Origin of the sequence: Salinisphaera sp. S4-8, assembly GCF_040361235.1 — a bacterium.
Taxonomy (GTDB): Bacteria; Pseudomonadota; Gammaproteobacteria; order Nevskiales; family Salinisphaeraceae; genus Salinisphaera.
Genome location: NZ_APNF01000004.1, coordinates 343,786 through 363,956 on the forward strand (window position 1 = coordinate 343,786; position 20,171 = coordinate 363,956).

Consider the following 20,171-nt stretch of genomic DNA (forward strand, 5'->3'; position numbering starts at 1 on the left):
TGGCGTACGACGATTTCGCGCCGTGTTGTTCTCCTCCAATGCGCCTGCGCCCAAGTTTTCTACTGAATCGTTGTACGATCGCGGCTTCCGGCCGGCGCCTCAGGCGCCGGCCGGTTTTCTATCCAGGACCTATCTTGTAACGACAGGCTTCAGGGCCTGCCGTCACGGGATATGCCATCGCAACCCCCCCCAGCCAATAACGATCGGTCGGCGGCCAAGCCACGGCAATCCGGCGTGATGGTTCATTGTCTGGCTCGCTGACGTGGCATAACCACGCAGCATGCGCGATGCCTTGTCTTGCCGCGGCCTCGTCGCCGATGCGACGGCTTATCTCGCGACGACAGGACCTAGGCCGTACGCCATTCCAGATCGCGTTGTTTCTGGGTTGCCGGCTGGCTGGTGGCTTTTGCCTTCGCGCCAGCTGAGGGCGCTTTTTCGTGTGGCGGCTGAGAATACGGTACAGCCGCCGGGCGCTGTTCGAGCTCGAACACCGCCACGGCCGAGCGCAGCGTGCGAGCCTCGGCTTCGAGCGCGGTCGCGGCATTGGCCGCCTCGGATACCAGCCGTACATTGTGCTGGGTGACCTGGTCGAGCTCGGTAACCGCCTGATTGACCTGGCCGATGCCGCGGCCCTGTTCCTCCGAGGCGGTGGCGATTTCGGTCATGATCTGGTCGACCCGCTTGACCACCGCGACCACGTCGTTGATGGCGGTGCCGGCTTCGTCGACCAGCTTCGAGCCCGCATCCACGCGCGTGACCGACGCGTCGATCAAACCGCGAATCTCTTCGGCTGCCTTGGCCGATCGGGTGGCCAGGCTGCGCACTTCGCCGGCCACCACGGCAAAGCCGCGGCCCTGCTCGCCGGCCCGGGCGGCTTCCACCGCAGCATTGAGCGCCAGCAGATTGGTCTGGAAAGCGATCGATTCGATCATGTCGATGATCTGGCTGACCTCGTGCGAACTGCGGCTGATGCCGTGCATCGTGTCGACTACTTCACCCACGATCCGGCCGCCGCGTTCGGCTGTGGCCGAGGCCTCGTGCGTGAGCTGGCGTGCCTCGCGGGCGTTTTCGGTGTTCTGGTCGACGGTCGAGGTCAGTTCTTCCATGCTGGAGGCGGTCTGTACCAGCGAGGCAGCCTGCTGTTCGGTACGCGCGGATAGATCGCTGTTGCCGCGGGCAATAGTCTGCGAGTCGCCGTGAATGGCGTCGCTGCTTTGGCGGACCTGGCCCACGGTGTCGGCCAACGCTTGCTGCATATGCGTCAGACCTGCGAACAGCCGGCCGATCTCGTTATCGCCGCGCCGCTCGATCTCGCCATGCAGATTGCCCTGGGCGATGCGCTCGACATGATCCACCAGCCGGCTCATCGGACGGGTGACGTTGACGGTAATGCCCCAGACGACGACTGCGATCAGCAACACAACGGCGAGAAAGACCCCGCCCAGGCCGATCTCAAGATCGACGGCGGTATCGCGGAACGTATCGTAGAAGGCGCTGCCCTGGGCTTCGACGAGGGTGAAATACTCCACCGCCTGCGCCGTGAAGGCCTGGGTCAGGCGTTCGGCCTCTTCGTCGAGGCTCAGATAGGCCGCGCTGTCGCCGGCGGCGATGGCCTGGATACGCGGCATGATCGCGGTGTCGCGCAGCAGTTGATAGGCCTGTCGAACCGCGTCGACCGGCGCCTGATAGCGCGCCGAGAAGGGCAGTGCAAAGAATGCTTCGAACAGGCCGTCCACTGCCTCGGCCTCGCGGGCAAGCGCGTCGGCGCTGTTATCGATCGCAGCCGTGCCGGTCAGCGACTGATAGTCGTCCTGGACATGCAGGCGCAGTAAAAGCAGCGCGCTGTTGGCCTTGGTGAGTTGCGACTTCTGTTCGACCTGGACATCGCGCACCTTGGCCAGCGCGTCCTGGCTGTACCAGATGGTGTAACCGCCGATGGCACCGACCACCAGCAACAACGCGGTAAAGCTCGCCAGTACCAGTGTCCAGCTGGTCTTGACGCTCATGTTGTCCAGTATCTTCATTTCACGCTCGCGAAGCTTGAACCATCGGCGCCGTCCGAGGCTGTCTCAGGCGGCCTTGGTATTATCGGTCGCGCGCGGATTTTCTTTTGCCCGTTACGGCGTTACAGCCAAAAAAGCGATCGCGTACCTCAGTCGCGCCAGGGCAAGGCGGGCGGCAGCTCGCCCGGGGTGTCCACCAGCCGGCGGGTCAGCAGGCTGCCATCGGCGACATGCAGATCGATCAGGGCCTGGCGATAGGCGATGAAGGCATCGATACGGTCGAGCTCGGCAGCCAGCAGGTCGCGCTGGGCCTGGGCCACCAGCAGCCCGGTGGAGCGTCCGACATCAAAACGCGCCTGTTCAGCCGCGAGCGTGTCGTGTTGCAGGCGTACGGTCGCGGCCGTGGCCTCGATCTGGGCAGCGGCGCGTTCGGCCTCGATCAGGGCATAGCGGACCTCGGCCTCGATCACCCGTTGCAGATTGTCGAGGCTGGCCCAGGCCTGACGCAGGCTCGCCTTGGCGCGCCGGTCGAGGGCGTGGCCGGCACGGTTGCCCAGTGGATATTCGAATTCGAGCGCGCCGGACAGATCGTAGGTATCGCCGCCGTCGAGATTTTCGTAGGCGCCGCCATAATGGCGGGCAAAGCCGGTCTGGCCCAGGGTGACGAACAGATCCAGGCGCGGTAGCAGGCCGTTACGGGTGGCCACCACGTCCAGCTCGTTGCGGGCGATATCCAGCCGCGCCTGGTTGAGTTCCGGGCGGCGGCGTTCGGCCAGGGCTACGTAATCCGACGGTGCATCGAGTGGCGCGGCGTCGGTGATGACATCGGTCGATGGCTCTACCGCGCGTTCGTAGCGCAGGCCGTCGGGGGCGCTGATCAGTTGCAGCAACCGAATACGCAGCCGATCCGCCTCGGCGCGCCCGTCGATGAGATCCTGGCGCCGGCGCGCGGCCTCCGCGGCGAAGGCGGCCTGTTCCACCCGGGCGACGGTCCCCGCTTCGATACGCAACCGTGCTTCGCGCGATTGCTGTTCGGCCACGTTGAGCGCGTTTTCGAGGATATCGATACGCCGGCGCGCGCCCAGATAATCCCAGTAGGTGGCTTCGACATCGGCCACCAGCGCGGTCACGAACGCGCGCAGTTCGTAGGCCGAGGCCAGCGTGTCCGCCCGGGCCTGGCGCAAGGCGACCAGATTGCTGGCAATGCCGAAGCCGTTGAGCAATGCCTGGGTCAGGGTCAGGCCCACCCGCGTACTGGCCTGGCGCGGCGAACGGCTGGATTCGCTCAGATCCTGGGTGAGGCTGAGTTCGAGCTCGGTACCGGTGGGCAGGGTCTGGCGAATGCCGGCGCGGGCGCGTTCGGTATCGTTACGTACCGCGAAGTTCTGCTGGATATCCTCGGATACGCGCTCGGCGACCTCGCGCGAGGTTTCGATACGCGCGAACACGCTCGGATCGAACACCGCCCGCTCGACAGCGGCGAAGGTGCCGGCAATCAATGGTTGTAGACGCTGGGCGGCCAGCGATGGGTTGTTTTCGAGGGCCATGCCTACGGCCGTTTCCACGCTCAGTTCGAGACGGTTGCGTGTGCCCAGGGCGGCCAGATCGTCGTTGGTGGCCACCGGCGCCGACCTCGTGGCCGGCGTGTGGTCCGGCGCGCCGGGCAGAGGCTGTTCCGGCCAGGCCAGTGTCTGTGCATCGAGCCATGCGCTGGCCGGCGCGCTACCAATCAGCAGTGCGCAGGCCAGGATGTATTGGTAGCGCGGCCGGCTCATGGCGCGGCGCCGTGACGTTTGGGCCAGGCGTGGTGCACGCCGGTATAGACCACCGGAATGACCAGCAAGGTGATCAAAGTGGCGCTGGTCATGCCGCCGACCACCGCCCGCGCCAGCGGCGCCTGCGACTCCGATCCCTCGCCAAGGCCGATCGCCAGCGGCAAAAGTGCGAAGATGGTGGTCGCGGCGGTCATCAGAATCGGGCGCAGCCGGCGCCGGCCCGCCTCGCGTACGGCCGCACCGGCATCCAGGCCTTCGCGCTGAAGCAGATTGGCTTGATCGACGATGAGAATTGCATTGTTGACCACAATACCGATGAGCATCAGGCAACCCAGCAACGACTGCGAGTTGAGTGTCGTCTGGGTCAGCATGAGCGTGACCGCTACGCCGATCAGCGCCAGCGGCACGGTCACCATCACGATCAACGGGTCGATGAGCGATTCGTACAGACAGGCCATGACCATGTAGACCAGCAACAGCGCCAGCGCGACATTCACGCCGATTTCACGAAAGGCGGCCTGCTGGGCTTCGTATTCGCCCACCAGCTGGACATCGTAATTGGCCGGAATGGCGATATCGCCGAGCGTGGCCTGAACGTCGGCGACCACCGAGCCCAGATCGCGCCCGGCGATATTGGCATTCACGCTCACCAGACGTTGCTGGTTGCGGCGATCGATTTCGATTGGCCCCGAGGCTTCCACGATCCGCGCGACATCGCCCAGGCGAACACGTGCCCCATCGGCCGCCGGCACCGGCAGATCGAGAATCTGGGCCGGACTCACCTGCATGGGGTTGGCCAGTTGTACGCGTACGCGCACTTCGTCGCCGTCGTCGAGAAAATAGCCGGCATTGGTGCCGGCGATGGCGGTTTCCACCGTTTCGCCGATCGCCTGCACGGTCACGCCGCGATCGGCCGCGGCCGCGCGGTCGATAATGACATCGCGCTGCGGGGCCGCGCCTTCGCGCGAGGCGCGCAGATCGGTGATCCCGTCGATACCGGCAATGCGCTGCTGGATCCGTTTGGACAGGCGTTGCAGCATCGCGAAATCGTAGCCCCGGATCTCGATTTCCAGGCTTTCGTCTTCGCTGCCCACATCGAGCATGCGAAAGAAAAACGGCTGGCGTACGCGTACCCGCACCTCGGTTTCGGCCAGATCGCCGATCGCCGCGCGCAGATCCGCAGCCACTTCGGCACTACTGCGGGCGCGCTTGCTCGCGGGTGGCAGTTCGATACGAATATCGGCTTCCGCGCCGGCATCGGCGCGATAGCCGCCGCTGCCCACGGTGGTCACCACCGATACCGCTTCCGGTACGATGCGCCGCACCACGGCCTCGGCCTTGCGTGCCTGGCTGTCCATGAGCGACAAACGGGTGCCGGGCGGCATTTCCAGGCCCACACGGACTTCGCCCTCGTCGGTGGCCGGCATGAATTCGGTGCCCAGTTGGGTAAAACCGATCAGCGCCAGCAGGCTGGCGAGCGCGGCCACGCTCACTACGCGCCGGGGTGCGGCGAGCGCGCGCTCGAGCAGGCGCCGATAACCGGTATCCAGGCGTTGGTATACGCGTGCGCCGGTCGTGGCCAGACCGCGCATACCCGTACTGCGCGGTGCTTTGCGTTGGCCGACGAAACGCGCCGTGAGCATGGGCATGATCGTGAGCGCGACTACCAGCGAACAGGCCAGCGCCAGGGCGACCACGATCGCCAGTTCACGAAACAGCTGGCCGGTGAGCTCGCGCGCAAACAGCATGGGGATGAAAATCGCCAGCGTGGTGAGCGTACTGGCCACGATCGGCCCGGCGATTTCGTTACTGCCGGCCACCGCCGAGACGTGATCGGACTCGCCCAGCTCCAGGCGCCGGCGCTGGATGTTTTCCAGCACCACGATGGCGGAATCCACCATCAGGCCCACGCCCAGGGCCAATCCGCCCAGCGTCATCAGATTGATGGTGTAACCAAAGCCGTACATGAGCGCGAAGGTGGCGATCAGCGATACCGGAATGGCCACCGATACCGCCAGCGCCGCGCGCAAATGGCCCAGAAACACCAGCAGCACCACGAACGCCAGCACGCTGCCATAGAACAGCGCCCGCGAGACGTTGGCGATCGAGCGGTTGATATAGTCCGCGGTATTGAAAAACGGGGTGATACGGACCTGCGGAAACTCGCGATTGAGTTCGGCCACTTCGCGGGTCACACGCTCGGCCACCTCGACCGTATTCGCGCCGGACTGCTTGCGTACGCCCATACGCACGCCGCGTTCGCCGCCGATCCGTACCAGCCGTTCGGCGCGTTGCTGGGTATCGCGCACCGTGGCCAGTTCGCCGAGCGTAATCGGCGTGCCGTCGCGTACCAGCACCACCGCGCGGCGCAGATCGTCGAGATCGGAAAACCGCCCCGGCGTGCGCAACACCAGCTCCTGATTGCCGATTTCGATCGAGCCGGCCGGCAGGTTGCGATTGGCAGCAGCCAGTGTGTCGCGGATATCGGTGAGCGACAGGTCGAGCGCGCGCACCCGATCGATATCCAGATTGACCTGAATCTCGCGCTCCGGCTCGCCCCAGATTTCCACCGCGGCCACGCCCGGAATCTGTTGCAGGCGATAGGACAGCTGATTGTCGATGAGCCGGCGCAGCTCGATCGGGTCGATGCCGCTGGCCAGGCCCAGGCCCATCACCGGCAGATCGGCGGTATCGAACTTGCGCAGACGCGGGCGGCTGGCGTTGTCCGGCAGTTCGTCGAGCTCGGAGAACAGGCGGTCGCGCACGTCGTTGGCCGCGGCGTCGATATCCACGCCCCAGCCGAAACGCAGGGTGACATCGGCGGTGCCTTCCACCGAGGTGGATTCCATTTCCTCCAGGCCCGGCGTGGCCGCCACCGCCTGTTCCACGCGGCGGGTGACCAGTTCTTCCATGGTCTCGGGCGCGGCGTTTTCGTAATCGACCGATATGGTCAGCGACGGCGTTTCCACGCTCGGCAACAGATCGACCGGCAATCGGCTCAGGCCAACCGCGCCCAACAACAGCGCGATTGCCATGATCATGCACGTCGCGACCGGTCGGGCGACCGCGAACGCCGGCAGGCCGGTCATGGGTCGGCGCCCGGGCGCGTGTCATCGTCTACGGCCACGCCGATACCGTCTTCGAGCTGGGCTTGGCCGAGCACGACCAGGGGCCCGTCGAGCGTGTTGGGCGCGCGCAGGGCTGCCTGGTCGCCTTGTGTGAAGGCGACCTCAACCGCTACGAAATCGGCGACGTTCGCAGCCGGATCGACGACGAACACGCCCTGGCGGCCATCGCGTCGTACCAGTGCCGCACGCGGGACCACCAGGGCCGAATCCAGCTGCTGCGCCACCAGCCCGACCTGCACGAACATGCCGGGGGCGAGCCGGCCGTCATCGTTGGGTACGCTCAACTCGACCCGCGCGCGCCGTGTTTCGGGGTCGAATACCGGCGCGATACGCGCGATCTCGGCTTCGAATGCGGCATCGTCAGCGCCGGCGATACGCAGCTGTGCATGCTGGCCCACGGCAAGCTCCGGATACAGCGCTTCCGGGACCTGGATCACCGCCGTGAGCGCCCGGGTGGCCACGATTCGCAGCAGCGGCGTATTCGCCGCCACGGTATCGCCCGGTTCGACCATGCGCTCGCCGATCTGGCGCGGCTGTGCGTCGTCCGGCCAATGGGCCCGGATGTCGGTATAGCCCAGCCGGATGCGCGCGGTTTCCACCTGGGCCTTGGCCTGGGCGATATTGGCACGCGCGACCGTGGCGGCCGCGTTCGCATTCGAAGCCTCGGCTTCGGCGCTGTCGAGTTCGGCGGTGGCGGCAATGCCCTTGTCGTTGAGCGAGCGCACCCGCGCGAGCGTGCGGGCAGCGGTGCCGGCATCGCTGCGCGCCTGTTCGTACTGTGCGCGCGCGACCTGCAGCCGGGCTTCGGCCTCGGCCAGGGCCTGGCGGTATTCCTCGTCGTCCAGACGGACCAGCGTTGCACCGTTTTGTACGCGATCGCCGATATCCACGGCGATCGAGGCGATCTGGCCGCCGATTTTGGGGGCGACCGTGCGCACGGCGCTGGCTTCGAGCGTGCCGGAGAATTCGCGTATATCGGCGATCGCGCGCCGTTCGGCAGCCCGGGTTTCCACGGCTACGCGCCCGCTTGCGGCGTTGCCGGGGCCGGGGCCGTCAGTGCCGCTTCGATAGCCGATCACACCGACCGCCAGCACAAGCAGCACGCCGGCGGCGAGTACGAGCGAGTTACGCCGGCTCATCGAGGCTGACCGCGTGGCCGATCGGCCGCGCCGCAGGGGCTGCACGGTTCGCTGCTGTCGGCGATACCCGCGCGTTGCGCGCTATCATAAATTTCCGGTAAAACAAGGCCCATGCGCGTCAACATACGGTCATATCGCCGTGTGAGGCTACCGGCAAACCGACCGGCCGGTGTCGCGAAACGGCGCGGTCGCAACGGAGGATGAGGCGTCGTGGCAATAACGATTCCACGCATACTTAAACTGGATGCTGGCGGTCTGCCCGTGGAATGGGTCGACTGGCGCGAAGCGGTCAGCCTGTACTTTACCGACAAGATCGCCTGGGAGGCGGGCAGCGAAAAGATTCGCCTGCGCGGCGGTCGTTCGCGCTCGACCGGCCTGCGCAGCCAGATCGAGATCGATTCCATCATCGCGGTGCGCGATCGTTCCCATCGTTTTGCCCGTAATCTGGTGCCGGCATTGACGCGGCGCGAACTGTTCCACCGCGATGGTGGCCTGTGTCTGTACTGCGGTACCCGCTTGAGCTTTTCGCAGATGCAGATCGAGCATGTCGTGCCCCGTTCCAAGGGCGGCGAACATGCCTGGACCAATGTCGTATCCACCTGTGAGGGCTGCAATCGGTTCAAGGACGATCGCACCCCGGAGCAGGCGGGCATGACCCTGCTGGCGTTGCCCTATGAACCCAATCTCGCCGAATGGCTGATTCTGGCCAATCGCCGCATTCTCGCCGATCAGCAGGCGTTTCTCGAACGTCTTGCCCCCAAGCGCAGCGCCCGTTTCGACGCCTAGTTCGAAACGCTCGAGAAGACTTTCCGGGCGATCGCGCTGCCGGCAGCGGCCGGATTGGCGCGAATCTTTTGCTCCTGTTGGCCGATCACCGCGAACAGCCCGTCCAGGGCCTGCTGGGTAACGTAGTCGTTGACGTCGAGATTCATGCCCGGCACGAACGCCAGCATGGGTTTGGCTTTCGAGGTCAGCGCTTCATAGCGCGATACCGCCTGTGACTGCGCGGTGGTATTCGCGATGATGGGCTCGAACTTCGCCGCCAGGTCGTCGCCGGCCTGGGCGCGCAGATAGTCGGTGGCCGCGGTGTCGGAGCCCTGCAGGATGTCGTAGGCATCGCGCACGCTCATGTTGTTGATGGTTTCGCGCACGATCGGCCCGGCTTCGGCGGTGGCCTGTTCGGCGGCCCGGTTCATGGCCAGCTGAAAACTGTCCAGCTGATCGCCAAAACCGGCGCCGCGCAGGGCCGAGGAGGCCTGGCCCATCCAGCCGGGCAGGGGTATGCGCCGGGCGGCATTGCCCCAGAAACCGTCGGTCTGGCCAAGCTGGGTGACCGCGGCCGAAGCACCGTCGGCCAGTGCCGAGCGCAGACCGGTGACCACCTCGCTTTCGGGTAGCTGCTGCGCGCTGGCATTGGCATTGGTGCCGTGGAGACCGCCCACGAACTGCTTGAAGCGATCGCCCAGGCTCTGGGCGCCGGCGGTCGTGGCGGCCGCGGCCAGCGCGCCGCTGGCAATGAAGCTGATGAGTCTGCGTCGCATGGGCGAATAGGTCCTTGATCGAATGCCGCACCGATCATACCCGCCCGTTTGTCGGTGCAACTGAACGCCGCGTTGTCAGGCGTGCTCGCGCCGCCCAGAATCGCCACGATGGATATCGATCGCAGTCAGATTACCGCGGGCATTCTGGCCGGCGGAGCAGGGCGCCGGCTCGGCGGTCAGGACAAGGGTTGGTATGCGCTCGACGGCCGGCCGTTGATCGCGCACACGCTGGCACGGGTTCAGGATCAGGCCGGGCAGGTGCTGATCAGCGCCAATCGGTCGCTCGATCGCTATCGCGCATTGGGTTTTGCCGTAATCACGGACGCCACCCCCGGCCATGCCGGGCCGTTGATGGGCCTGGCGAGTCTGCTGCGCGCCGTGCGTACGCCCTATCTGCTGGTCGTGCCCGTGGATACGCCCGCGCTGCCCCGCGACCTCGGCGCGCGACTGGCCGCGGCGATGACGCCGGCCATCGATCTCGCCCGTGCCCGGGCGGGCGGGCGCTGCCAGCCGTTGCATGCCTTGATGCATCGGCGTGTGCGGGCCAGTCTCGATACCGCGCTGGACGAAGACATTGCACGGGTGACCGATTGGCAGGCGCGGCTGACCGTGTGCGACGTGGATTGGCCGCAGGCCTCGGCCTTTGCCAATATCAATGCCCCGCGCGATCTGCAGACGTGGCGCGACGGAATGTTTCATGAGCGCGAGTGAGTCGATGCCGCAATCCTTTCAACAATCGGAGTTTCGCCCGAGCCCGGACAACAAGCCGATACCGCTGGATGTGGCGCGGGCACGCATCGTCGAGTCGATCACGCCGATCGACGAGCTCGAGCGTGTGCCGCTGCATGCCGGCTTGCAACGGGTGCTCGGGAAAACGGTGGTATCCGATATCAACGTGCCGGGCGCCGATAATTCGTCGATGGACGGCTACGGCTATGCGGCGGGCGATCTATGCGCCGACGGCGATACGCTCGATATCGTTGGCCAAAGTCTGGCCGGCCATCCGTATGGCGGCGAACTCGCTGCGGGCCAGTGTGTACGCATCATGACCGGGGCGGTGGTGCCGGCGGGCGTGGACACCGTGGTCATGCAGGAAAACACCCGCGTCGAGGGCGATCGCCTGGTGGTCGAACAACGCCCGAAGCCGGGCAGCAATATCCGCGCGGCGGGCGAGGACATCGCCGCCGGGGCGACGGTGCTGGCGGCCGGTTGTTATCTGCGCGCGGCCGATATCGCCGTGCTGGCCTCGGTGGGCGTACACGAAATCGATGTGGTGCGCCGCCCGCGGGTAGCGTTTTTCTCGACCGGTGATGAATTGCGCCCGATCGACGGGCCGATCCAGCCGGGCGAGATCTACGACAGCAACCGCCACGGCCTCGCCGCGCTGTTGGCCGAACTGGGTATGGAAGGCGTGGACCTGGGTGTGGTGGGCGATTCGCCCGAGGCCCTGCGGGCCGCCTTCGATAAGGCGCGCGGCTGCGATGCCGTGGTGACCAGCGGCGGCGTATCGGTGGGCGCGGCGGATTTCGTGGTGGACGTGCTCGGCGAACAGGGCACGGTCGATTTCTGGCGGGTGGCGATCAAGCCGGGCAAGCCGCTGGCTTTCGGTACGCTGGGCAACGCCCGCTTTTTCGGGTTGCCGGGCAATCCGGTATCCACGGCCGTGACCTTCGTGCAACTGGTACGCCCCGCGCTGGTGCGCATGGCCGGCGGCTATCCGGCCGTGCCCATTCGTCTGGATCTGCCGACCCTGGCCGATCTGCGCAAGAGCCCGGGGCGCGAGAATTTCCTGCGTGCGCGTCTGGTCACCACCGACGACGGCCGGCTCGCGGTCGACCCGATCGACCATCAGGGCTCGGGCGTGATGCGCTCGATGAGTGCGGCCGACTGTTTCATCGTCCTGCCGGCCGCGCAGAACGATGTGCCGGCAGGCGAGATGGTTACAGTCGAGCCGTTCGCCCAGACCCTCTGGGGCCATCCCGGATAAAACGCACCGACGGGCGGTCGTTCTGGCGCGCCAGGGCATGCCCCGACTTTGGTCGCAGACCGGTTTGTATACGCCATACAGCTGTTAGTGTTCGAGCCAGCATCTCGTGCGGCGCATGCCGTGTTTGTCGAGGGGGAGATATGGCCGGTTTTTTCGATAAGTCCCGTACCGTGGCCAAGCCCGGTTTCAATCGCTGGATGGTGCCGCCCGCGGCCCTGTGTATTCACCTGTGTATCGGCCAGGTGTATGCGTTTTCGGTATTCAAGATTCCGTTGACGCGGGTGGTCGGGATTACGGAGTCGGCGCCGGCCGACTGGTCGCAGTCGACGCTGGCTTGGATATTCTCGCTGGCCATCGCCGCGCTCGGCCTGGCGGCGGCGTTTGGCGGCCAGTGGCTGGAACGCGTGGGCCCGCGCAAGGCGATGACGCTGGCAGCGGCCTGTTTCGGCGGCGGGTTCGTCGTCTCCGCCTTCGGTGTGTGGTGGCACCAGATATGGCTGGTCTATCTGGGCTATGGCGTGATTGGCGGCATCGGTCTGGGCATTGGCTATATCTCGCCCGTGTCCACGCTCATCAAATGGTTTCCCGACCGCCCGGGGCTGGCCACCGGCATGGCGATCATGGGCTTTGGTGGCGGCGCGATGATCGGCTCGCCGCTGGCGACTTCATTGATGGCGTTCTTCTCCGGGCCGGATACGGTCGGTGTGGGCTCGACCTTCGTGGCGATGGGCGTCATCTATTTTCTGTTCATGATGATCGGCGCGCTGATCGTGCGGATTCCGGCCAGCGACTGGCAGCCGGCCGGCTTTGATCTCGACGAGGATGGCAAGCAGGACAAGATGATCACGCGCAAGCATGTGCACGTGAACCAGGCGATGAAGACGCCGCAGTTCTATTTCATCTGGATGGTGCTGTTTCTCAACGTGACTGCCGGCATCGCCCTGCTTGAGCAGGCCTCGCCGATGGCTCAGGAAATGGTGGGCACGAGTGCGGCGGCCGCGGCCGGTTTCGTGGGTGTGCTGTCGATCTTCAACATGGCCGGGCGTTTCTTCTGGGCCTCCACCTCGGATTACATCGGCCGCAAGATGACGTACGTGATCTTTTTCGTGCTGGGCATGCTGCTCTACGCAGCGGTGCCCAGTGTCGCCGCCGGCGGCAATATCGTGCTGTTCGTACTGGCCTGCTGTGTGATCGTGTCGATGTATGGCGGTGGTTTTGCGACCGTGCCTGCCTATTTGCGCGATATCTTCGGCACCATGCATGTCGGCGCCATTCACGGACGGCTGCTCACGGCGTGGGCGGCGGCCGGCGTGGTGGGGCCGGTGCTGCTCAATCAGCTGCGTGAAGGGCGCATCGAGGCGGGCGTGGCCCCGGCGGATGCGTATACCACCACGCTCTACATCATGGTCGCGCTGCTGGCGGTGGGCCTGGTCTGCAATCTGCTCGTGCGCCCGGTCGACCCCAAGCATCACCACGACGGCGCGCCCGAATAACGCGCAGCTACGTGAATCGACGGATTTGATTCGCTGCATAATGCAGGAGACAATGATGGACAGCAAAGCCACGCCTGTTGCGACGACGCCGACATGGCAGATTGCCGCCCTTTGGGCCCTGGTTACGATTCCCGCCCTCTGGGGCTTTTGCGAAACCCTGGTGAAGGCGCTAAGGCTGTTTACCAGCTAAGCACGCGCCCGCGCGCGGCATTCCGGCCGTTGTCGTCAACCCGTCGCGTCCTGCACGGCGGGTTTTTTTATTAAGTTAGCTTGCGCGCAACATGATCGTGCGTAACTGTAATGCACGAGGGTCGACCCAGGAGATTATGCATGGATGACGTTGCCGAACAGATCGAGATCACCGTAGACGGGCGTACGGTCTGGGCGCGCCCTGGCCAGCTGCTGCCCGAAGCGCTGGAAGGCACCGGCATCTATCTGCCGCATGTCTGCTATCACCCGAGCCTGGGGCCGCTGCAGACCTGCGATACCTGTTTTGTGGAGATCGACGGCAATCTGGTGCGCGGCTGCAGTGTAGCGGTCAAGCCCGGCCTGGAGGTGACGATCGAAAGCGATACCGCCCACGCTGCCCGCCACGAGGGCATCGACCGGATCGCCTCGAATCACGATCTGTACTGCTCGGTGTGCGACAACAACAACGGCAACTGTGAAGTGCACAACACTGTGCGCGATATGGAAGTTCCGGGTCAGCACTACGAATTTCGCGGCAAGCCCTACGAAAAGGACTATTCCAACCCGTTCTATATCTACGATCCGGATCAGTGCATCCTGTGCGGGCGTTGTGTCGAGGCCTGCCAGAACCTGCAGGTCAACGAAACGTTGTCGATCGACTGGAGTCGCGAACGTCCGCGCGTGATCTGGGACGACGATATTCCGATCGAGGATTCCTCCTGTGTCTCCTGTGGCCACTGCGTGACGGTCTGTCCCTGCAACGCGCTGATGGAAAAGACCATGCTTGGCAATGTCGGGCCCATGACCGCGCTTTCTCCGCAGGCACGTGGGCGCTATCAGAAGCTTGGTCGCTCGGCGATCGATCTGGTCAAGGCCGCCGAGCACACCACCGGCTTCGGGCCGATCTTTGCCGTGTCGGAAGTCGATGCGGCGATGCGCGAAACCGAGCTCAAGCGCACCAAGACCGTCTGCACCTACTGCGGCGTGGGCTGCTCATTCGAGATGTGGACCCGCGGGCGCGAACTGCTGAAGGTACAGCCGCAGCCCGAAGCGCCGGCCAACGGTATTTCCACCTGTATCAAGGGCAAGTTCGGCTGGGGCCATATCAACAGCGAACACCGCCTGACCAAGCCGCTCATTCGCGAAAACGGTGCCTTTCGTGAAGCCGAATGGGACGAGGCGTACGCGCTGATCGCCCGCCGCTTCAACGAAATCCGCGAAGCCAACGGCCCGGACGCGCTGGCCTATATCGCCTCCTCGAAATGCACCAACGAGGAAGGCTATCTGATGCAGAAATTCGCCCGTGCGGTCATGGGCACGAATAATATCGACAACTGCTCGCGCTATTGTCAGGCGCCGGCCACGGAAAGCCTCTGGCGCACGGTCGGCTACGGCGCGGATACCGGCTCGATCGCCGATCTGGCGGCTTCCGAGCTGTTGATCATCGTCGGCTCGAACACGGCGGAAAGCCATCCCGTGATCGCCACCCGCTTCAAGCGGGCCAAGAAGCTGCATGGCCAGAAACACCTCGTGGCCGACCTGCGCAAGAACGAAATGGCCCAACGCGCCGATCTGTTCGTCAAACCCGGGCCGGGCACGGACATGATCTGGCTGAACGCGATCGCCAAGCGCATCGTGGAAATGGGCCGGGCCGATACCGACTTCATCGAAAATCATGTCGAGGAATACGAGGACTACGTCAAAAGCCTCGAGCCGTTCACCATGGAGTTCGCCCGCGAGCGCTGCGGCCTGAGCCAGGACGAGCTCGATCGGATTCTCGACATGGTGCTCGAAGCCAAGACCATCTGCGGCGTGTGGGCGATGGGCGTGACCCAGCACACCATGGGCGCAGATACCGCCACCGCGCTGTGCAACCTGTTGCTGTTGACCGGCAACTTCGGCAAGTTCGCCACCGGCGGCTATCCGATGCGCGGCCATAACAACGTCCAGGGCGCGAGCGATTTCGGCTGCATGCCCGGGCGTTTCCCCGGCTACGACTTCGTCACCGACGATACCGTGCGTGCCCGCTACGAGCAGGCCTGGGGTGTGGAACTGACCACCCGCAAGGGCCTGAACAATCATGAAATGGTCACCCACATGCACGACGGTGATCTGAAATCGCTGTATGTGGTCGGCGAGGATATGGGCATCGTGGATTCCGATGCCCTGCACGTACAGGCCGCCTTCGAAAAGCTCGAGTTCATGGTCGTACAGGATATGTTCTTCTCGCGTACCTGCGAGTTCGCCGACGTGGTGCTGCCGGCCAGCCCCTCGGTGGAAAAGGAAGGCACTTTCGTGAATACCGAGCGGCGTATCCAGCGCCTGTATCAGGTGTTCGAACCGCTGGGCGATTCCAAACCGGACTGGCTGATCCATACCGAACTGGCCCGGGCGCTCGGCGCGGACTGGAACTATTCGCATCCCAGCGAGATCATGCACGAGGCGGCCTCCATCGCCGACATGTTCGCCGGCGTGCACTATGATCGGCTGGAAGGCTTCAATTCGCAGCAGTGGCCGGTTGCCGCCGACGGCACCAGCGAGGCCAATCTGTACTCGAACGGGCAGTTCCATTTCGACAACGGTCTGGCGCGTTTTCACCCCGTGCACTGGAACGAGCCGACAGACCAGCCCGACGACGAGTACGATCTGCATCTGAACAACGGTCGTCTGCTCGAACACTTCCACGAAGGCAATCTCACCGACGAAACCGCCGGCATCGTGTTCAAGATCGAGCGCAGTTTCGTGGAAGTCTCGCCGGAACTGGCGGCCGAGCGCGGGATCAAGCCCGGCAGCATCGTACGGCTGGTCTCGCGGCGCGGTGCGATCAAGGTGAGCGTGGAAGTCACCGATCGCGTGGCCGGCAAGCAGCTCTATATGCCCATGCATGGCAAGAAGAACATCGAGGCGATCAACGTGCTCACCAGCTTCGAGTCGGACAAGGACACCGACACGCCGGCCTACAAGGAACTGGCGGTGAAGATGGAAATACTCAGCGTCGATGGCCATCCGCCGCTCAAGGCGAACAACCAGCGTAATGCCACGCCCAACCCGGTGTCGGGTGTGCAGGTCAATGCCAAGTGGAAACGCGACGACTACAAGCGCCCGCCGAAGGCGCGGCCCGCCGACAGCGGGCTGTAGTCACGCAGGTTTTCGTTTTCGGATAACGATTTTTCAGGATTTCGCCATGGCAGAACAGATTCATTACCGACCCGCCGAGGCCAAGCAGTACCGCCAGGACACGTTGGCCGAATTCGAACGCCTGGAAGGTCGGCTGGCCGAGATCAACGGCCTGCTCGACGAGCTCTACGATTCCGGGCTGATTCGCTGGCTCAAGGATTTCGCCGGCGCCTTTCCGCAGATCTCGCACATCGCCGTGGAAAGCATGAACACCCCGCAGGGGCATGCCGGCATGCGCAATCTGCTGGTGGTCGCCCAGCAACTGGGCAAGATCGACCCGGATCAGCTCGAGCGGACTTTCGCCTCCATCAACGCCGGCATGACCGAGGCCGCTAAACCGGCCCGCGACGATACACCCTATAACCCGCCGGGCGTGACCGGCGTATTCAAGCTGCTGCACGACAAGGAACTCTGGGCGACGCTATCGCCGTTGATCGCCGGCGCCAAGGCCTATGGTCAGGCGCGTCGCCAGGCCGGTGACGAACAACCCGAAAAGCGTGACGACGCCGAGTAGCGGGGTGCGCTAGGCGGTCGCGATCACGCCCAGTGCGCTAAGCACGAATACCCCGACCGTGATCGTGGCGCTGGCTGCCAGCGTGGTGACGGCCACGATATTGGCCGCCAGGCGGGCATTGCCGCCCATGGCCTGCACCATGATGAAGCTGGCCGCCGCGGTCGGTGCGCTGAAATAGAGAAACAGCAGTCCGAGCTGGCGTCCGTCGAAACCGCACAGCCAGCCCACGAATGTGGCCAGCCCCGGAAATACCGTCATCTTGACTGCGGCCGCCGAAAAAGCGATGCCGCGCGCTTCGTAGAGCGCACCCAGCGACAGCGTACCGCCGATACAGATCAGTGCCAGCGGCAGGGTCAGGCCAGCGAAATACTCGCCCGAGGTCATCATCCATTCGGGAATCGGCAGGCCGACGGCGGCCACGGGAATGGCCACCAGCGTACCGATGATCAACGGATTGGTGAGAATGCCGCGGCTGATGCTGCGCCAGTCGGCTTTCTGATCTGGCTGATACCAGGCCAGAATGACCACCGACAGCACGTTGTAGAGCAGAATCACCAGGCCGACCAGCAAACCGCCCGCCGACAGGCCGAAGTCGCCGTACATGCTTGCGGCCAACGCCAGGCCCACGATGCCGCAATTGCCGCGAAATGCCCCCTGAACGTAGACGCCGCGCTCGATTTTTTCGACCCGCCAGATCGCCCATAGCCAGGTCAGCGCAAAACAGGCCAGCGTCGCGGCAGTGAAATACAGCATCAGCCCGGGCAGCAATGCCTGCGACAGATCCGCTTTGACGATGCTGATGAATACCAGCGTGGGCATGCTGCCCTTGAACACCAGCGTCGACGCCGTGTTGATGAAGGCATCGTCGATCCAGCCCGCGCGTTTGAGCCCGATGCCCAGAAACACCATCGAGAACACCGGCAGGGTGACATTGAGCGTCTGAACGAATACAGCGAAAAGATCCATGACCAGCGTGCGCACGGCGAAAGAGGAAAACGGTTGCATGCGCTGTGCCGGGCCCTCGGGATCGGGCCGCGACGGGCTGCGCGCGTGCAGAATACACAGATTCGCCTCGGGGCGCGGCATCTCGTCTGCCCAAGGCGCGAACGATCGGTTACCTTGGGCCGATGAGTGTCGAACCGGTCGATTCCGACCTGCCCAACGAAGCCGGGCCCGCGCGCCAGGCTGTGCGTATCCAGGCGTATTCGCGTGACGGATTCATCGTGCGCGACGACACGCTGGCGGTCGAACGTGCGCTGGAGATTCATGTCGCCGGCGCCGAGCCGTTGATCACCATGCGCACGCCCGGCGCGGACATCGAGCTCACCGCCGGGCTCATGCATGGCGAAGGCGTGATCCGCTCGCGCGAGGACATCGTCTACCTACGCGCGGCCCCTGGCGAGGCCGATGTCATCCGGCTCATGCTCAAGCCCGAAGCCCGGGCGCGCCTCGATCGCGTCGAGCGCAATACGCTGGCCACCAGCGCCTGTGGCGTGTGTGGCAAACCGAGTTTTTCGCCGCCCACACCGTCCGAGACACGGGCCGATACCTCCGCACCGGCCCGGATCGCGCCCGAGCTGTTATTGGCGCTGCCGGATCGGCTGCGTGCCGCACAGGGCGTGTTCGAATCCACCGGCGGTATCCATGCGGCGGGTTTGTTCGATGCCCGGGGCGAACTCCTGTCGATCCGCGAGGACGTCGGCCGCCATAACGCGCTCGACAAGCTCATCGGGGCCGCGCTGCTGGCCGATCGGCTGCCGTTATCGGATGGCATCGTCATGCTCTCGGGGCGCGCCAGCTATGAGTTGTTGCAGAAAAGCATCATGGCCGGCGCGGCCGTGGTCTGCGCAGTCTCCGCGCCGAGCAGCTATGCGGTGGCGCTGGCCGAGCAGTTCGGCGTCACCCTGGTGGGGTTTCTGCGCGGTGACCGGTTCAATGTCTACACGCGCGCCGAGCGGATCGCGGGCGCCGACTAGCCGCCTGTACAACGGACCGGAATCTGGCGATGCCACCATGGCCTAATTGTCGGGCCGCGGCGGGTCTGCTATTTCTGGCGTTTTGGGGCGGCGCCCGTGCGTCGGCCCCGGCACGACGATTTCGAAAAAAGGGGAATGAACATGGCCACGAAAAGCGGTCTATGGGTAGCGGGCCTGGCCTGCGTGGGTCTGTTGCTGGCCGCCTGCGGTAATGGCGACGAAGCCGGCCAGACCGATGCCAACAGCTCGGCGGATACGCAGTCGACCGAGTCGGTGAGCCTGATCTTCGGTACCGGCGGCACGTCGGGCAGCTATTATCCGATCGGCGGCGCGCTCAAGCGCGTGTTCGAGGACAGCGATCTGGTCGATCAGGTGCAGGTGGTATCCACCGGCGCGTCGGTACAGAACATCAACAATATCGAGGACGGCACCAACCAGCTCGCAATCGTGATGAGCGACGTGGCCTATGACGCCATCAATGGCCAGGGCCAGTTCGAGGGCCGCGAAGCGGATATCAAGACGATCGCCGGGCTGTATCCGAACGTGGTGCAGGTGGTGGCTACGGCCAATAGCGGCATCGAAAGCGTGGCCGATATGAAAGGCAAGCGTATCGGCGTGGGCAAGGTCGGCTCCGGCGTCGAGCAGAGCGCGCAGAAGGTGCTGGAAGCTGCCGGCATGAGCTATGACGACCTCGCGCGCGTGAGCCATACCGGCTATGCCGACAGCGTGACCGAAATGAGCAACGGTAATCTGGATGCCGCCTTCTTCACCTCCGGCGTGCCCAATTCCAGCATCACCGGGCTGATGCAGAACACGGACGTGAATTTCGTCAATGTTGACGGCGAAACCGCGGCCAATCTGCTCGACAAATACCCCTACTACGAAAAATACGAAATCCCGGCCGGCGCACCGGAACGCTACGATCTCGACAATGCGGTCAATACGGTCGCCATCCGCAATCTGCTGATCGTGCCGGCGTCGATGTCGGACGAGGTCAGCCGCGACCTGGCCAAGCGCTTCTACGACTATCTGGGCACCGACAAGGTGTCGGTGGGCGCGCTCAAGCAGTTCGATCGTTCGCGTATGGGCCGCGATGTCGTCGTGCCCCTGGCCGCCGGCGCACAGTCGTTCTACGACAGTCTGGGCGATGACGCCGCGAGCGACGCCAGCGACAGCGAACAAACGGGCGAGGGTTCGGCTTCGGATTCGAGCCAGGACCAAACCCAGGCGAGCGACAGCTAGCCTGAAA

At 64.6% G+C, this 20,171-nt stretch carries 15 protein-coding genes; 9 read left to right on the forward strand and 6 right to left on the reverse strand.

Annotated features, from left to right (window positions below; genetic code table 11):
* Positions 1-347: 347 nt before the first annotated feature.
* From S4A8_RS08435 to S4A8_RS08450, 4 genes are all read right to left on the reverse strand, one after another.
* Positions 348-2,024, reverse strand: coding sequence for a methyl-accepting chemotaxis protein (locus tag S4A8_RS08435; RefSeq protein WP_353219810.1), 1,677 nt, complete (start codon positions 2,022-2,024; stop codon positions 348-350).
* A 128-nt stretch (positions 2,025-2,152) separates the two neighbouring features.
* Entirely contained in the window at positions 2,153-3,778 is a 1,626-nt protein-coding gene (locus S4A8_RS08440) for a TolC family protein (protein ID WP_353219811.1), read from the reverse strand.
* On the reverse strand, positions 3,775-6,867 hold the full coding sequence (locus tag S4A8_RS08445; RefSeq protein ID WP_353219812.1) for an efflux RND transporter permease subunit: 3,093 nt from the start codon (positions 6,865-6,867) through the stop codon (positions 3,775-3,777). The genes S4A8_RS08440 and S4A8_RS08445 overlap by 4 nt, the downstream gene beginning before the upstream one ends.
* Positions 6,864-8,045, reverse strand: coding sequence for an efflux RND transporter periplasmic adaptor subunit (locus tag S4A8_RS08450; protein WP_353219813.1), 1,182 nt, complete (start codon positions 8,043-8,045; stop codon positions 6,864-6,866). The genes S4A8_RS08445 and S4A8_RS08450 overlap by 4 nt, the downstream gene beginning before the upstream one ends.
* A 210-nt stretch (positions 8,046-8,255) precedes the next feature.
* On the opposite strand from S4A8_RS08450, the gene S4A8_RS08455 reads away from it, so the two are divergent.
* Entirely contained in the window at positions 8,256-8,831 is a 576-nt protein-coding gene (locus tag S4A8_RS08455) for an HNH endonuclease (protein ID WP_353219814.1), read from the forward strand.
* Here S4A8_RS08455 and S4A8_RS08460 read toward each other — a convergent pair.
* On the reverse strand, positions 8,828-9,586 hold the full coding sequence (locus S4A8_RS08460; RefSeq protein ID WP_353219815.1) for a DUF4197 domain-containing protein: 759 nt from the start codon (positions 9,584-9,586) through the stop codon (positions 8,828-8,830). The two genes, S4A8_RS08455 and S4A8_RS08460, sit on opposite strands and share 4 nt — an antisense overlap.
* A 54-nt stretch (positions 9,587-9,640) precedes the next feature.
* On the opposite strand from S4A8_RS08460, the gene mobA reads away from it, so the two are divergent.
* From mobA to S4A8_RS08490, 6 genes are all read left to right on the forward strand, one after another.
* Positions 9,641-10,297 carry a molybdenum cofactor guanylyltransferase MobA gene (gene mobA, locus S4A8_RS08465; protein ID WP_353219816.1) on the forward strand — a complete coding sequence of 219 codons (657 nt, stop codon included), beginning with the start codon at positions 9,641-9,643 and terminating at the stop codon, positions 10,295-10,297.
* Positions 10,284-11,573 carry a molybdopterin molybdotransferase MoeA gene (gene moeA / locus S4A8_RS08470; protein ID WP_353219817.1) on the forward strand — a complete coding sequence of 430 codons (1,290 nt, stop codon included), beginning with the start codon at positions 10,284-10,286 and terminating at the stop codon, positions 11,571-11,573. The genes mobA and moeA overlap by 14 nt, the downstream gene beginning before the upstream one ends.
* Positions 11,574-11,713: 140 nt before the next feature.
* On the forward strand, positions 11,714-13,066 hold the full coding sequence (locus S4A8_RS08475) for an L-lactate MFS transporter (RefSeq protein ID WP_353219818.1): 1,353 nt from the start codon (positions 11,714-11,716) through the stop codon (positions 13,064-13,066).
* Between the two features lie 55 nt (positions 13,067-13,121).
* Positions 13,122-13,256, forward strand: a complete 135-nt coding sequence (locus S4A8_RS08480; protein WP_353175356.1) for an MFS transporter small subunit — start codon at positions 13,122-13,124, stop codon at positions 13,254-13,256.
* A 140-nt stretch (positions 13,257-13,396) separates the two neighbouring features.
* Entirely contained in the window at positions 13,397-16,393 is a 2,997-nt protein-coding gene (gene fdhF, locus S4A8_RS08485) for a formate dehydrogenase subunit alpha (RefSeq protein ID WP_353219819.1), read from the forward strand.
* Positions 16,394-16,439: 46 nt separating this feature from the next.
* Positions 16,440-16,946, forward strand: coding sequence for a helical membrane plugin domain-containing protein (locus S4A8_RS08490; protein WP_353219820.1), 507 nt, complete (start codon positions 16,440-16,442; stop codon positions 16,944-16,946).
* Between the two features lie 9 nt (positions 16,947-16,955).
* Here the strand turns inward: S4A8_RS08490 and S4A8_RS08495 are convergent, their stop codons facing one another.
* Positions 16,956-17,912: an AEC family transporter gene (locus S4A8_RS08495; protein ID WP_353219848.1), complete on the reverse strand. Its 957-nt coding sequence runs from the start codon at positions 17,910-17,912 to the stop codon at positions 16,956-16,958.
* 161 nt (positions 17,913-18,073) lie between these two features.
* Between S4A8_RS08495 and fdhD the strand changes: the two genes are divergently transcribed.
* Together fdhD and S4A8_RS08505 are read left to right on the forward strand one after the other, a co-directional pair.
* Complete coding sequence (gene fdhD / locus S4A8_RS08500) at positions 18,074-18,922, forward strand: formate dehydrogenase accessory sulfurtransferase FdhD (protein ID WP_353219821.1); 849 nt, start codon at positions 18,074-18,076, stop codon at positions 18,920-18,922.
* 141 nt (positions 18,923-19,063) lie between these two features.
* Positions 19,064-20,164 carry a TAXI family TRAP transporter solute-binding subunit gene (locus S4A8_RS08505; RefSeq protein ID WP_353219822.1) on the forward strand — a complete coding sequence of 367 codons (1,101 nt, stop codon included), beginning with the start codon at positions 19,064-19,066 and terminating at the stop codon, positions 20,162-20,164.
* Positions 20,165-20,171 lie beyond the last annotated feature (7 nt).